The organism is Pseudomonas retamae (genome assembly GCF_043496865.1).
In the GTDB taxonomy this organism is placed as follows: domain Bacteria; phylum Pseudomonadota; class Gammaproteobacteria; order Pseudomonadales; family Pseudomonadaceae; genus Aquipseudomonas; species Aquipseudomonas retamae.
Map to the genome: position 1 here is coordinate 233,204 of NZ_JBIEIL010000003.1, position 12,988 is coordinate 246,191.

Here is a 12,988-nt window from a genome sequence, read left to right on the forward strand (position 1 = left end):
CTGACCCACCGCATTCGCGAGCAGGCTCGCTCCCACATTGGAATTGTGTTGTCAGCATCTCCACCTTGTCAGTTCGCCCCTCGAACGCCACACTAGCGCACATGAAAAACCTCAGCCCCAGCTACCTCAAGCATCACTTCCTGATCGCCATGCCGCACATGGCCGACCCGAACTTTGCCCACACCTTGACCTACATCGTCGAGCACACGGCCAATGGCGCGATGGGGCTGGTGGTCAACCGACCGCAAGAATTGAATCTGGCCGACATCCTCGAGCAATTGCGCCCGGACATCGAGCCGCCAGCACTGTGCCAGCACGTACCGATCTTCATCGGCGGCCCGGTGCAGACCGATCGCGGTTTCGTCCTGCATCCCGCCGGCCAGACCTTCCAGGCCACCGCGCAACTGGACGGCGATCTGGCCCTGTCGACTTCGCAGGATGTGCTGTTCGCCATCGCCGACGGCGTCGGTCCGGCGAAAAGCCTGATCACCCTCGGTTACGCCGGCTGGGAAGCCGGGCAACTGGAAGCCGAACTGGCCGACAACGCCTGGCTGACCTGCCCGTTCAACGCCGACATTCTGTTCAACACCAGCAGCGAATTGCGCCTTGAAGCAGCGGCGCGGCATCTGGGCATCGATCTGAACCTGCTCACCAGCCAGGCGGGTCACGCCTAATGGCCCTGCGCCTGATTCTCGGCTTCGACTACGGCACCAAACAGATCGGCGTCGCGGTCGGCCAGGTGATTACCGGCCAGGCTCGCGAGCTGTGCACGTTGAAAGCGCAAAATGGCGTGCCGAACTGGGATCAGGTCGAAGCGCTGATCAAGGAGTGGAAACCTGACGCCGTGGTAGTCGGCCTGCCGTTGAACATGGACGGCACGCCCAGCGACATGTGCGTGCGCGCGGAGAAGTTCGCCCGGCGCCTGAATGGCCGCTACAACCTGCCCTTCTATACCCACGACGAGCGTCTGACCACGTTCGAAGCCAAAGGCGAGCGCCTGGTGCGTGGCGGCCAGAAGGGCAGTTACCGCGACAACCCGGTGGACGCCATCGCCGCCGCCCTGCTGCTGCAGGGCTGGCTCGATGAAAACACTGCATTGTTTGAATCCTGACAAGCGCTTCGGCGCTTTTCTTTTGGTTATAAACCGGGCCTGTCCGGCAGGACGCGGCCCGGATTCACGAAGGAGCAACCATGAGCCTGCCCAATCCCGCCGATCTGATCAGCCAGATGGCGACCCGCCTCAAGGCGCACCTTGCCCAGCGTGACATCAGCGAACCGCGTTACATCGGCATCCGCACCGGCGGCATCTGGGTCGCGCAGGCGCTGCTCAAGGAGCTGCGCAGCGATGCGCCACTGGGCACGCTGGACGTTTCCTTTTACCGCGACGACTTCAGCCAGAACGGCCTGCACCCACAAGTACGCCCGTCCGCCCTGCCCTTCGAGATCGAAGGCCAGCACCTGGTGCTGATCGACGACGTATTGATGAGCGGCCGCACGATCCGCGCCGCAATGAACGAACTGTTCGATTACGGCCGCCCGGCCAGCGTCACGCTGGTCTGCCTGCTGGATCTGGACGCCGGCGAGCTGCCGATCCGCCCGAACGTGGTCGGCGCGACCTTGACGTTGGCCGCCCACCAGCGCGTAAAGCTCTCCGGCCCCGAGCCGCTGGCCCTCGAACTGCAAGACTTGTCCCTTTAATCCGCCCTATTGAGAGTCCCCTTCGCGATGACGCCTCTAGATACCAAGCGCCCGCTGCAGCTCAATGATCAGGGCCAGCTGCGCCACTTCCTCTCGCTCGACGGCCTGCGCCGCGAGTTGCTGACGGAAATCCTCGACACCGCCGACTCGTTCCTCGAAGTCGGCGCCCGGGCGGTGAAGAAAGTCCCGTTGCTGCGCGGCAAGACCGTGTGCAACGTGTTCTTCGAAAACTCCACGCGCACCCGCACCACCTTCGAACTGGCGGCCCAGCGGCTGTCGGCGGACGTGATCACCCTGAACGTGTCGACCTCGTCGGCCAGTAAAGGTGAAACCTTGCTCGACACCCTGCGCAATCTCGAAGCGATGGCCGCCGACATGTTCGTCGTGCGCCATGGTGATTCCGGCGCGGCGCACTTCATCGCCGAACATGTCTGCCCGCAGGTGGCGATCATCAACGGCGGCGACGGCCGCCACGCCCACCCGACCCAAGGCATGCTCGACATGCTCACCATCCGTCGGCACAAGGGCGGTTTTGAAAACCTCTCGGTGGCGATCGTCGGCGATATCCTCCATTCGCGGGTGGCGCGCTCGAACATGCTCGCGCTGAAAACCCTCGGTTGCCCGGACATTCGCGTGATCGCGCCGAAAACCCTGCTGCCGATCGGCATCGAGCAGTACGGCGTCAAGGTCTACACCGACATGACCGAAGGCCTGAAAGACGTCGACGTGGTGATCATGCTGCGCCTGCAGCGTGAGCGCATGACCGGCGGCCTGCTGCCGAGCGAGGGCGAGTTCTACCGCCTGTTTGGCCTGACCACCGCGCGTCTGGCCGGGGCCAAACCCGATTGCATCGTCATGCACCCGGGGCCGATCAACCGCGGCGTGGAAATCGAGTCTGCAGTGGCCGACGGCCCGCACTCGGTGATCCTCAATCAGGTCACCTACGGCATCGCCATTCGCATGGCCGTGTTGTCCATGGCCATGAGCGGGCAGACCGCGCAACGTCAATTCGAGCAGGAGAACGCCCAGTGAAGCTCAGCATCCTCGGCGCACGCGTCATCGATCCTGCCAGCGGCCTGGATCAAGTCACCGACATTCACGTTGAAGCCTGCAAGATCGTCGCCCTCGGCGCGGCGCCCGCCGGTTTCACAGCCGTTGAAACCATCGATGCCAGCGGTCTGGTTGCCGCACCTGGGCTGGTGGACCTGAACGTCGCCCTGCGTGAGCCGGGCTACAGCCGCAAGGGCTCGATCGTCAGCGAAACCCGCGCCGCCGCGGCCGGTGGCGTGACCAGCCTGTGCTGCCCGCCGCAGACCAAACCGGTGCTCGACACCTCGGCAGTGGCCGAGCTGATCCTCGACCGCGCCCGCGAGGCCGGCAACACCAAGGTGTTCCCGATCGGCGCGCTGAGCAAAGGTCTGGACGGTGAGCAACTGGCCGAACTGGTGGCCCTGCGCGACGCCGGTTGCGTGGCATTCGGCAACGGTCTGGAGAGCTTTCGCAACACCCGCACCCTGTGCCGGGCGCTGGAATATGCGGCGACCTTCGACCTGACGGTGATTTTCAACTCGCAGGATCACGATCTCGCTGACGGCGGCCTGGCTCATGAAGGCGCAGTGGCGAGCTTCCTCGGCCTGCCGGGGATTCCGGAAACCGCAGAAACCGTGGCCCTCGCCCGCGACCTGCTGCTGGTCGAGCAGACCGGCGTGCGTGCGCACTTCAGCCAACTGACCAGCGCCCGCGGCGTCGGCCTGATCGCCCAGGCCCAGGCCCGCGGTTTGAAGGTGACGGCGGATGTCGCGCTGTATCAGTTGATCCTGACCGACGAAGCGCTGATCGACTTCAGCAGCCTCTATCACGTACAGCCGCCGCTGCGCACCCGCGCTGACCGCGATGGTTTGCGTGAGGCGGTGAAATCCGGCGTGGTCTCGGCGATTTCCAGCCATCACCAGCCCCACGAACGCGATGCCAAACTGGCGCCGTTCGGCGCGACCGAGCCGGGCATCAGCAGCGTTGAACTGCTGCTGCCACTGGCGATGACTCTGGTTGCGGATGGCTTGCTCGACCTGCCGACGCTGCTGGCTCGTCTGAGCGCAGGTCCGGCCGAAGCGCTGCGTTTGCCGGCGGGCAAACTGGCGGTGGGCGGTGCGGCGGACATCGTCCTGTTCGATTCACAGGCGTCGACGGTGGCCGGTGAAAGCTGGCTGTCGAAGGGCGAGAACTGCCCGTTCATTGGGCACAGTCTGCCGGGTGTCGTTCGCTATACGCTGGTGGACGGGCGGATCAGTCACCAGGCTTGATACCGCGTCGCCCCATTCGCGAGCAGGCTCGCTCCCACATTGGATCTGTTAACGACACAAATCCCCTGTGGGAGCGAGCCTGCTCGCGAAGACTTACTGGAAGGCGCCTCTGCCTTCAGCGTTGCGCACCGACACCTGATCGTTCAGGGTCCAGAAGTCATACAGCACACCCAGAAAGAACAACCCGCCGGTCAGCAGGTACACCAGGCCGCTGATCCACTTGCCCTGATACATCCGGTGCACGCCGAGCGCACCGAGGAAGGTCAGCAGAATCCACGCCACGTTGTACTCGATCGGCCCGGCCGCAAAACGCAGGTCGGCCTCGCGGTCCATCGCCGGGATCAGAAATACGTCGATCAGCCAGCCAATCCCCAGCAAACCGAAGGTGAAAAACCAGATCGTCCCGGTGACCGGCTTGCCGTAATAAAAGCGGTGGGCGCCGGTGAAACCGAAGATCCACAACAGGTAGCCGATGACTTTGCTGTGAGTGTCTTTTTCCTTCACGCGGGGTAGCTGATAGCTGTTCATTAAGACCTCATTGCACTCGATAGATAAATATTCTTCATTTCTTTGTGACTTTTTTACAGGTAGCCGACGTATGGCAAATGTTACCGTTGCTAGCGCGAACCCCTTGTAGAACCTGACTTCTGTCGGACAATTGCGTACTTTTTGAGCGTTTTTGGTTCCGTAGCCAGGCGAATGAATCGATGAACGGCCTCGGAGCGGCAAAAAAAGCTGTTATAAAGTTGCGCGCTATCACTCAAGAGCCACGCCTAATGCGACCATTTTTCAAGACATGGCTAACCATCTGCCTGTTAATGCCACTGGCCGCCCACGCCACCAATCGTGAGCAACGTCTTCCCAACGTCAACGGCTTCACCCCTAAATCCCATGCTTCGGCTCCTTCGAGCAAAAGCAGCAAGAGCAAAACCACCACGCTGAGCAGCAAGAGCCACAGCAAGCTGGTGCCACCGATGGCGAGCAAGGAAAGCAGCAATGTGCTCAGCCGTGCGGTAAACGTCCTCGGTACACCTTATCGTTGGGGCGGCAGCAGCCCAAGTAAAGGTTTCGATTGCAGCGGCCTGGTGAAATACGCGTTCAACGACGCCACTTTCGACCTGCCCCGCACCTCCAACGCCATGGCCAGCGGTCACGGCGAGAAAGTCGAGCGCAAGGATCTGAAACCGGGCGATCTGATTTTCTTCAACATCAAGAGCCGTCGGGTCAACCACGTTGCCATCTACCTGGGCAACGACCGCTTCATCCACGCCCCGCGCCGTGGCAAAGCGGTGAGCATCGACACACTGAACAAGCCGTATTGGCAGAAGCACTACGTCGTGGCCAAGCGCGTGTTGCCGAAGGAACCAGGCCAGTTGCGCGTTGTTCAGCGCTGACAGCGCAGGCTGATCGTTCCCACGCTCTGCGTGGGAATGCACCCCGGGACGCTCTGCGTCCCTGCCGAAGCGGACGCGGAGCGTCCATTGAGGCATTCCCACGCGGAGCGTGGGAACGATCACGACCCCCTCGCTTACCCTCAGAAATTATCCGGGGTACGCGCCTTCTCCCGCGCACTCTCGCGGCTGATCAAACCCTTGGTCACCAGATCCTTCAGGCACATGTCGAGTGTCTGCATGCCCAACGACCCGCCGGTCTGAATCGCTGAATACATCTGCGCGACTTTGTCTTCGCGGATCAGGTTACGAATCGCCGCAGTGCCTAGCATGATCTCGTGCGCCGCCACCCGCCCGCCGCCGATCTTCTTGATCAGCGTCTGCGAGACCACCGCCAACAGTGACTCCGACAACATCGAGCGGACCATCGACTTCTCGTCGCCGGGAAACACATCAACCACCCGGTCGATGGTCTTCGCCGCGGAGGTGGTGTGCAGCGTGCCGAATACCAGATGCCCGGTTTCGGCAGCGGTCAGCGCCAGGCGAATGGTTTCCAGATCGCGCATCTCGCCAACCAGAATCACGTCCGGGTCTTCACGCAGCGCTGAACGCAACGCGGTGGCAAAACTGCGGGTATCGCGATGCACTTCACGCTGATTGATCAGGCATTTGCGCGATTCGTGAACGAATTCGATCGGGTCTTCGATAGTCAGAATGTGATGGTGACGGTGGGTATTGAGGTAATCGATCATCGCTGCCAGCGTGGTCGACTTGCCGGACCCGGTCGGCCCGGTGACCAGCACCAGCCCGCGCGGTGCGTCGGTGATCTTGCGGAAGACGTCGCCCATGGCCAGATCATCCATGCTCAACACTTTCGACGGGATGGTGCGAAACACCGCGCCGGCGCCACGGTTCTGGTTAAACGCATTGACCCGAAACCGCGCCACACCGGGGACTTCGAAGGAAAAGTCGGTTTCCAGATGTTTCTCGAAGTCGACCCGCTGGGTGTCGTTCATGATGTCGTAGATCAGTTCGTGCACCTGCTTGTGATCCAGCGCCGGCAGATTGATCCGCCGCACATCGCCGTCAACGCGGATCATCGGCGGCAGCCCGGCCGACAGGTGCAGGTCGGAAGCGCCCTGTTTGGCGCTGAAGGCCAGCAGTTCAGTGATATCCATAGCGTCCCTCAATTCCAGTAGAATGCCGCGAACCTACAGACCGCCGGCGCCTCTTGATGTCCACGATAGCAGACAACATCGCCCTCGTTAGTTCACGCATTCAGGCCGCGACGGCTGCTGCCGGGCGTGCCGAAAACAGCGTCCAGCTATTGGCCGTGAGCAAGACCAAACCCGCCGAGGCCCTGCGCGAAGCGTATGCCGCCGGCCTGCGCGACTTTGGCGAGAACTACCTGCAGGAAGCCCTCGGCAAACAGCTGGAACTGGCCGACCTGCACTTGATCTGGCACTTCATCGGCCCCATTCAATCGAACAAGACTCGCGCCATCGCCGAGCATTTCGACTGGGTGCACTCCGTGGATCGCCTGAAAATTGCTCAACGCTTGTCTGAACAACGTCCGGCCGAGTTGCCGCCGCTGAATATCTGCATTCAGGTCAATGTCAGCGGCGAAGCAAGCAAATCGGGCTGCACCCCGGCCGACCTGCCAGCGCTGGCCGCAGCCATCAGCGCACTGCCGCGGCTGAAACTGCGTGGGCTGATGGCGATTCCCGAGCCGACCGATGATCGCGCCGAGCAGGATGCTGCATTCGCCAGCGTTCAGAAGTTGCAGGCGAGCCTCGACCTGCCGCTCGACACACTTTCGATGGGCATGAGCCACGACCTTGAGTCGGCGATTGCCCAAGGCGCCACCTGGGTGCGGATCGGAACCGCGCTGTTCGGCGCCCGAGATTATTCCCAGTCTTGAACGTTTCCAGACAAGGACCACACATGAGCAACACACGTATTGCGTTTATCGGTGCGGGCAACATGGCGGCCAGCTTGATCGGCGGCCTGCGCGCCAAAGGTCTGGAAGCGGCGCAGATCCGCGCCAGCGATCCGGGCGAAGACACCCGCGCCAAAGTCAGCGCCGAACACGGCATCGAAACCTTTGCCGACAACGCTCAGGCGATCGACGGCGTCGATGTGATCGTGCTGGCGGTCAAGCCACAGGCGATGAAAGCCGTCTGTGAGGCGATCCGCCCGAGCCTCAAATCCAATCAACTGGTGGTGTCCATCGCCGCCGGCATCACCTGCGCAAGCATGACGGCGTGGCTGGGCGAGCAGCCGATCGTGCGCTGCATGCCCAACACCCCGGCGCTGCTGCGTCAGGGCGTCAGCGGTTTGTACGCGACCAGCGAAGTGACCGCCGAGCAGCGTCAGCAAGCCGAAGAGCTGTTGTCCGCTGTCGGCATTGCCTTGTGGCTGGAACAAGAACAGCAACTGGATGCGGTGACTGCGGTGTCCGGTTCCGGCCCGGCGTACTTCTTCCTGCTGATCGAAGCCATGACCGCCGCCGGCGTCAAACTCGGCCTGCCGAAGGAAATCGCTGAGCAGCTGACCGTGCAGACCGCCTTGGGCGCCGCGCACATGGCGGTGTCCAGCGATGTCGATGCAGCCGAACTGCGCCGCCGCGTGACCTCGCCGAATGGCACCACGGAAGCGGCGATCAAATCATTCCAGGCCAATGGCTTCGAGGCCCTGGTCGAAACCGCACTCGGCGCCGCCGCGCACCGCTCGGCCGAAATGGCCGAACAACTGGGCAAATAAGGAGCCTTTCATGATCGGATTGAACACCGCAGCGGTTTACGTGCTGCAAACCCTCGGCAGCCTGTACCTGCTGATCGTGCTGCTGCGCTTCGTCCTGCAATTGGTGCGGGCGAACTTCTACAACCCGCTGTGCCAGTTCGTGGTGAAGGCCACCCAACCGCTGCTCAAGCCATTGCGCCGAATCATCCCGAGCCTGTTCGGCCTCGACATGTCTTCGCTGGTGCTGGCGATTCTGGTGCAGTTGCTGCTGATGGCCCTGACCCTGCTGTTGACCTACGGCACCACCGGCAATCCGCTGCAACTGTTGACCTGGTCGCTGATCGGCGTGACCGCGCTGTTCCTGAAGATCTTCTTCTTCGCCCTGATCATCAGCGTGATCCTTTCGTGGGTCGCACCGGGCAGCCACAATCCGGGCGCTGAACTGGTCAACCAGATCTGCGAGCCGGCACTGGCACCGTTCCGTCGTTTTCTGCCGAACCTGGGTGGTCTGGACCTGTCGCCCATCTTCGCCTTCCTCGCGCTGAAATTGATCGACATGCTGGTGATCAACAATCTGGCGGCGATGACGATGATGCCGGAGATTCTGCGTTTGCTGATGTAAGCCAGTGCGTTCGGTCTGACTGACCGAGTCGCCTTTTTCGCGAGCAGGCTCGCTCCCACAGGGGATTGCATTTCTCTGTGGGAGCGAGCCTGCTCGCGAATGGCCGCACCACGTTCAAGAGTGAACACACCGGGCCTGATCGTTGCTTGCCGCTAACCCCACCGGTCTTTAGACTTACGCCTCATTTCAACGAGAGCAGGGTCGATGCCAACTGCCTTTCCCCCCGATTCTGTTGGTCTGGTCACGCCGCAAACCGCGCACTTCAGCGAACCGCTGGCGCTGGCCTGCGGTCGTTCGCTGGCCGCCTATGACCTGATCTACGAAACCTACGGCACGCTGAACGCGCAGGCGAGCAACGCCGTGCTGATCTGCCACGCGCTGTCCGGCCATCATCATGCGGCCGGTTATCACAGCGTCGACGACCGCAAACCCGGTTGGTGGGACAGCTGCATCGGTCCGGGCAAGCCGATCGACACCAACAAGTTCTTCGTGGTCAGCCTGAACAACCTCGGCGGCTGCAACGGCTCCACCGGCCCGAGCAGCGTCAACCCGGAAACCGGCAAGCCATTCGGCGCTGACTTCCCGGTGCTCACCGTGGAAGATTGGGTGCACAGCCAGGCGCGCCTGGCCGACCTGCTCGGCATCGGCCAGTGGGCCGCTGTGATCGGCGGCAGCCTCGGCGGCATGCAAGCGTTGCAGTGGACCATCACTTACCCGGATCGCGTGCGCCACTGCCTGGCTATCGCCTCGGCGCCGAAGCTGTCGGCGCAGAACATTGCGTTCAACGAAGTGGCGCGGCAGGCAATTCTCACCGACCCGGAATTCCACGGTGGCTCGTTCCAGGAACAAGGCGTGATCCCCAAGCGCGGGCTGATGCTGGCGCGGATGGTCGGGCACATCACCTACCTGTCCGACGACTCGATGGGCGAAAAATTCGGCCGTGGTCTGAAGAGCGAAAAGCTCAACTACGACTTCCACAGTGTCGAGTTCCAGGTCGAAAGCTACCTGCGCTATCAGGGCGAAGAGTTCTCCGGACGCTTCGACGCCAACACCTATCTGTTGATGACCAAGGCGCTGGATTACTTCGATCCGGCGGCGAACTTCAATGATGATCTGGCGAAAACCTTCGAAAACGCCACCGCGAAATTCTGCGTGATGTCGTTCACCACCGACTGGCGCTTCTCCCCGGCCCGCTCGCGCGAGCTGGTCGACGCGCTCATGGCGGCGCGCAAGGACGTCAGTTATCTGGAAATCGACGCGCCGCAGGGCCACGACGCCTTTCTGATTCCGATCCCGCGTTATTTGCAGGCGTTCGGCAATTACATGAACCGCATCACGCTGTGAGAAAGCCATGAGAGCTGATCTGGAAATCATTCAGGAATGGATCCCCGCCGGCAGCCGCGTCCTCGACCTGGGCTGCGGTAACGGCGAGCTGCTGAGCTGGCTGCGCGACAACAAGAACGTCACCGGTTATGGCCTGGAAAACGACGCCGAGAACATCGCCGAGTGCGTAGCCAAAGGCATCAATGTCATCGAGCAGGATCTGGACAAGGGGCTGGGCAATTTCGCCAGCAACAGTTTCGACATCGTCGTCATGACCCAGGCCCTGCAAGCGGTGCACTACCCGGACAAGATCCTCGACGAAATGCTGCGGGTCGGCCGTCAATGCATCATCACTTTCCCCAACTTCGGTCACTGGCGCTGCCGCTGGTACCTGGCGAGCAAGGGCCGCATGCCAGTGTCGGAGTTTCTGCCGTATACCTGGTACAACACGCCAAACATCCACTTCTGCACGTTTGAAGACTTTGAAGAACTGTGTCGCGAACGTGACGCCAAGGTCATTGATCGGCTTGCCGTGGATCAACAGCACCGCCACGGGTGGGCCAGTAAGCTATGGCCTAATCTGTTAGGTGAAATCGGTATCTACCGGGTCAGCAGCCCGCTGCTGGCCGACCACAAGGTCGCGGTCTGAACCGGTTATTCGAGGAGCACGAACATGATTCGTCTAGCGTTGTTGTTATTGACTGCCTGCCTGAGCGTCGGCGCCCTGGCGGCCGACGTTATCAAGGGCGAGCGCAAGGAAACCTTCGGCGACGTCACGGTGCATTACAACACCTTCAACTCGACCTTCCTGCAACCGGACATTGCCAAAGCCGCCGAACTGATTCGCAGCAAGAATCAGGGCGTGATCAACGTCTCGGTAATCAAGGACGGTAAGCCGGTGATCGCCAGTGTCACCGGCACGGTCAAGGACCTGACCAGCAACAGCGTGCCGCTGAACTTCCGCCAGGTCACCGAACAGGGCGCGATCTACTACATCGCCCAGTATCCGGTGCCGCAGCAGGAAACCCGCACCTTTGAAATCAAGGTGCAAAACGGCGACAAGATCAACACCCTCAATTTCAACCAAGAACTCTTTCCCGGCGAATGATGAACATCAAGCAGCTCGTACTGGCCAGCCATAACGCCGGCAAACTCAAAGAACTTCAAGCGATGCTCGGCGACTCGGTGCAACTGCGCTCGATCGGCGAATGGAGCAAGGTTGAGCCGGAAGAGACCGGCCTGTCGTTCGTCGAGAACGCGATTCTCAAGGCACGCAACGCTGCGCGCATTTCGGGGCTTCCGGCGCTGGCCGACGATTCCGGTCTGGCGGTGGATTTTCTCGGTGGCGCACCGGGCATCTATTCGGCGCGCTACGCCGATGGCAAGGGCGATGCGGCGAATAACGCGAAATTGCTCGAGGCTTTGAAAGACGTGCCGGAAGCCGAGCGCGGCGCGCAGTTCGTCTGCGTGCTCGCCCTGGTGCGTCACGCTGACGATCCGTTGCCGATTCTCTGCGAAGGCCTGTGGCACGGGCGGATTCTGACTGCGGCCAGCGGCGAACACGGCTTTGGTTATGACCCGCTGTTCTGGGTGCCGGAACGTGACGTGTCCAGCGCCGAACTGAGCCCGGCCGACAAGAACCAGATCAGCCACCGCGCCCGTGCCATGGTGCTGCTGCGCCAGCGTCTGGGTTTGCAATGACCGGTGACGCTTCTGCGTCGTCGCTGATTGTCGGCGGCGCCGCCTCCTCGCCTCGGGCGCCGCTGCCAACGCTGCCGCCCTTGTCGCTGTACATCCATATCCCGTGGTGCGTGCGCAAATGCCCGTATTGCGACTTCAATTCCCACACCGCCAGCCCGGTGCTGCCGGAGCAGGAATACGTCGACGCGCTGCTGGCCGATCTCGATCAGGATCTGCATGCGGTGTATGGCCGTGAGCTGACCTCGATTTTCTTTGGCGGGGGCACGCCAAGCCTGTTCAGTGCCCAAGCGCTTGGGCGTTTGTTGAAGGGCGTCGAGCAGCGCATTCCGTTTGCCGACGACATCGAAATCACCCTTGAGGCAAATCCGGGTACCTTCGAGCAAGAGAAGTTCGTCGCCTACCGCAAGCTCGGCATCAACCGGTTGTCGATTGGCATCCAGAGCTTCCAGCAGGAAAAACTCAAGGCGCTCGGGCGCATCCACAACGGCGACGAAGCGGTGCGCGCCGCCGGTATGGCGCGCCAGGCCGGGTTCGACAACTTCAACCTCGACCTGATGCATGGCCTGCCGGATCAATCGCTGGACGATGCCTTGGCCGATCTGCGCCAGGCCATCGAACTGCAGCCGACACACATTTCCTGGTATCAACTGACGCTGGAGCCGAACACCGTGTTCTGGAACCAGCCGCCAGTGCTGCCGGAAGACGACACACTGTGGGACATTCAAGAAGCCGGGCAAGCGCTGCTGGCCGAGCACGGTTACGCGCAGTACGAAGTGTCGGCCTATGCCCAGCCCGGCAAACCGGCGCGGCATAACCTCAATTACTGGAGCTTCGGCGACTTCATCGGCATCGGTGCCGGTGCACACGGCAAACTCAGCCACCCGGACGGGCGCATCGTGCGCACCTGGAAAACGCGACTGCCCAAGGACTATCTCAACCCGGCGAAAAACTTCCAGGCCGGCGAAAAAATCCTGAGCAATGACGAGCTGCCGTTCGACTTCCTGATGAATGCGCTGCGCCTGACCGCGGGCGTCGAATCACGCCTCTACCCGGAGCGCACCGGCCTGTCGCTGGACACGCTTGCCGAAGGCCGGCGCGAGGCCGAACAAAGCGGCCTGATGCAGGTCGAACCGTCACGTCTGGCGGCCACCGAGCGCGGACAATTGTTCCTCAACGACTTGCTGCAACAATTTCTGAGCTGAGCCCAACGG

The 12,988-nt window shown here is 61.8% G+C and carries 16 protein-coding genes; 14 read left to right on the forward strand and 2 right to left on the reverse strand.

Annotated elements, in window-relative coordinates:
• The first annotated feature begins 101 nt into the window (after positions 1–101).
• The 5 genes from ACGSLL_RS06185 to ACGSLL_RS06205 all read left to right on the forward strand — a co-directional run bounded on the left by ACGSLL_RS06185 (position 102) and on the right by ACGSLL_RS06205 (position 3,998).
• Complete coding sequence (locus ACGSLL_RS06185; RefSeq protein WP_394504130.1) at positions 102–674, forward strand: YqgE/AlgH family protein; 573 nt, start codon at positions 102–104, stop codon at positions 672–674.
• Positions 674–1,111 (forward strand): Holliday junction resolvase RuvX, encoded by a 438-nt coding sequence (ruvX, locus tag ACGSLL_RS06190; protein WP_041476809.1) that lies wholly within the window; start codon positions 674–676, stop codon positions 1,109–1,111. Before ACGSLL_RS06185 ends, ruvX begins: the two co-directional genes overlap by 1 nt.
• Positions 1,112–1,191: 80 nt before the next feature.
• Positions 1,192–1,698, forward strand: coding sequence for a bifunctional pyr operon transcriptional regulator/uracil phosphoribosyltransferase PyrR (gene pyrR / locus ACGSLL_RS06195; RefSeq protein WP_258451278.1), 507 nt, complete (start codon positions 1,192–1,194; stop codon positions 1,696–1,698).
• A 27-nt stretch (positions 1,699–1,725) separates the two neighbouring features.
• A complete protein-coding gene (locus ACGSLL_RS06200; protein ID WP_007913665.1) occupies positions 1,726–2,730 on the forward strand; it encodes an aspartate carbamoyltransferase catalytic subunit in 1,005 nt (334 codons plus the stop codon).
• On the forward strand, positions 2,727–3,998 hold the full coding sequence (locus ACGSLL_RS06205) for a dihydroorotase (RefSeq protein WP_394504134.1): 1,272 nt from the start codon (positions 2,727–2,729) through the stop codon (positions 3,996–3,998). Before ACGSLL_RS06200 ends, ACGSLL_RS06205 begins: the two co-directional genes overlap by 4 nt.
• A 93-nt stretch (positions 3,999–4,091) precedes the next feature.
• Here ACGSLL_RS06205 and ACGSLL_RS06210 read toward each other — a convergent pair whose 3' ends face one another.
• Complete coding sequence (locus ACGSLL_RS06210; protein ID WP_394504136.1) at positions 4,092–4,526, reverse strand: NINE protein; 435 nt, start codon at positions 4,524–4,526, stop codon at positions 4,092–4,094.
• Positions 4,527–4,774: 248 nt separating this feature from the next.
• On the opposite strand from ACGSLL_RS06210, the gene ACGSLL_RS06215 reads away from it, so the two are divergent.
• Entirely contained in the window at positions 4,775–5,392 is a 618-nt protein-coding gene (locus tag ACGSLL_RS06215; RefSeq protein WP_394504138.1) for a C40 family peptidase, read from the forward strand.
• Between the two features lie 140 nt (positions 5,393–5,532).
• On the opposite strand, the gene ACGSLL_RS06220 is transcribed toward ACGSLL_RS06215, so the two are convergent.
• Positions 5,533–6,567, reverse strand: a complete 1,035-nt coding sequence (locus ACGSLL_RS06220) for a type IV pilus twitching motility protein PilT (RefSeq protein ID WP_394504140.1) — start codon at positions 6,565–6,567, stop codon at positions 5,533–5,535.
• 56 nt (positions 6,568–6,623) lie between these two features.
• Here ACGSLL_RS06220 and ACGSLL_RS06225 point away from each other — a divergent pair, with 56 nt between their 5' ends.
• The 8 genes from ACGSLL_RS06225 to hemW all read left to right on the forward strand — a co-directional run bounded on the left by ACGSLL_RS06225 (position 6,624) and on the right by hemW (position 12,979).
• Entirely contained in the window at positions 6,624–7,310 is a 687-nt protein-coding gene (locus ACGSLL_RS06225; protein ID WP_394504142.1) for a YggS family pyridoxal phosphate-dependent enzyme, read from the forward strand.
• Between the two features lie 23 nt (positions 7,311–7,333).
• A complete protein-coding gene (proC, locus tag ACGSLL_RS06230; protein WP_394504144.1) occupies positions 7,334–8,152 on the forward strand; it encodes a pyrroline-5-carboxylate reductase in 819 nt (272 codons plus the stop codon).
• 10 nt (positions 8,153–8,162) lie between these two features.
• Entirely contained in the window at positions 8,163–8,753 is a 591-nt protein-coding gene (locus tag ACGSLL_RS06235) for a YggT family protein (protein WP_394504146.1), read from the forward strand.
• A 204-nt stretch (positions 8,754–8,957) separates the two neighbouring features.
• Complete coding sequence (gene metX / locus ACGSLL_RS06240) at positions 8,958–10,097, forward strand: homoserine O-succinyltransferase MetX (RefSeq protein WP_394504148.1); 1,140 nt, start codon at positions 8,958–8,960, stop codon at positions 10,095–10,097.
• A 7-nt stretch (positions 10,098–10,104) separates the two neighbouring features.
• Positions 10,105–10,725, forward strand: a complete 621-nt coding sequence (metW, locus tag ACGSLL_RS06245) for a methionine biosynthesis protein MetW (RefSeq protein ID WP_208939406.1) — start codon at positions 10,105–10,107, stop codon at positions 10,723–10,725.
• Positions 10,726–10,749: 24 nt separating this feature from the next.
• Positions 10,750–11,184 carry a DUF4426 domain-containing protein gene (locus ACGSLL_RS06250; RefSeq protein WP_394504150.1) on the forward strand — a complete coding sequence of 145 codons (435 nt, stop codon included), beginning with the start codon at positions 10,750–10,752 and terminating at the stop codon, positions 11,182–11,184.
• Positions 11,181–11,777: an RdgB/HAM1 family non-canonical purine NTP pyrophosphatase gene (rdgB, locus tag ACGSLL_RS06255; protein ID WP_394504152.1), complete on the forward strand. Its 597-nt coding sequence runs from the start codon at positions 11,181–11,183 to the stop codon at positions 11,775–11,777. Before ACGSLL_RS06250 ends, rdgB begins: the two co-directional genes overlap by 4 nt.
• Positions 11,774–12,979 carry a radical SAM family heme chaperone HemW gene (gene hemW / locus ACGSLL_RS06260; protein ID WP_394504154.1) on the forward strand — a complete coding sequence of 402 codons (1,206 nt, stop codon included), beginning with the start codon at positions 11,774–11,776 and terminating at the stop codon, positions 12,977–12,979. Before rdgB ends, hemW begins: the two co-directional genes overlap by 4 nt.
• Positions 12,980–12,988 lie beyond the last annotated feature (9 nt).

Excerpts from the sequence above, each read along its gene's own strand:
- ACGSLL_RS06185 (WP_394504130.1), top strand. The coding sequence starts at position 102 with ATGAAAAACCTCAGCCCCAGCTACCTCAAGCATCACTTCCTGATCGCC.
- ACGSLL_RS06220 (WP_394504140.1), bottom strand. The coding sequence starts at position 6,567 with ATGGATATCACTGAACTGCTGGCCTTCAGCGCCAAACAGGGCGCTTCC.
- hemW (WP_394504154.1), top strand. The coding sequence starts at position 11,774 with ATGACCGGTGACGCTTCTGCGTCGTCGCTGATTGTCGGCGGCGCCGCC.
- ruvX (WP_041476809.1), top strand. The coding sequence starts at position 674 with ATGGCCCTGCGCCTGATTCTCGGCTTCGACTACGGCACCAAACAGATC.
- pyrR (WP_258451278.1), top strand. The coding sequence starts at position 1,192 with ATGAGCCTGCCCAATCCCGCCGATCTGATCAGCCAGATGGCGACCCGC.
- ACGSLL_RS06210 (WP_394504136.1), bottom strand. The coding sequence starts at position 4,526 with ATGAACAGCTATCAGCTACCCCGCGTGAAGGAAAAAGACACTCACAGC.
- rdgB (WP_394504152.1), top strand. The coding sequence starts at position 11,181 with ATGATGAACATCAAGCAGCTCGTACTGGCCAGCCATAACGCCGGCAAA.
- ACGSLL_RS06215 (WP_394504138.1), top strand. The coding sequence starts at position 4,775 with ATGCGACCATTTTTCAAGACATGGCTAACCATCTGCCTGTTAATGCCA.
- metW (WP_208939406.1), top strand. The coding sequence starts at position 10,105 with ATGAGAGCTGATCTGGAAATCATTCAGGAATGGATCCCCGCCGGCAGC.
- ACGSLL_RS06200 (WP_007913665.1), top strand. The coding sequence starts at position 1,726 with ATGACGCCTCTAGATACCAAGCGCCCGCTGCAGCTCAATGATCAGGGC.
- ACGSLL_RS06250 (WP_394504150.1), top strand. The coding sequence starts at position 10,750 with ATGATTCGTCTAGCGTTGTTGTTATTGACTGCCTGCCTGAGCGTCGGC.
- ACGSLL_RS06225 (WP_394504142.1), top strand. The coding sequence starts at position 6,624 with ATGTCCACGATAGCAGACAACATCGCCCTCGTTAGTTCACGCATTCAG.
- metX (WP_394504148.1), top strand. The coding sequence starts at position 8,958 with ATGCCAACTGCCTTTCCCCCCGATTCTGTTGGTCTGGTCACGCCGCAA.
- proC (WP_394504144.1), top strand. The coding sequence starts at position 7,334 with ATGAGCAACACACGTATTGCGTTTATCGGTGCGGGCAACATGGCGGCC.
- ACGSLL_RS06235 (WP_394504146.1), top strand. The coding sequence starts at position 8,163 with ATGATCGGATTGAACACCGCAGCGGTTTACGTGCTGCAAACCCTCGGC.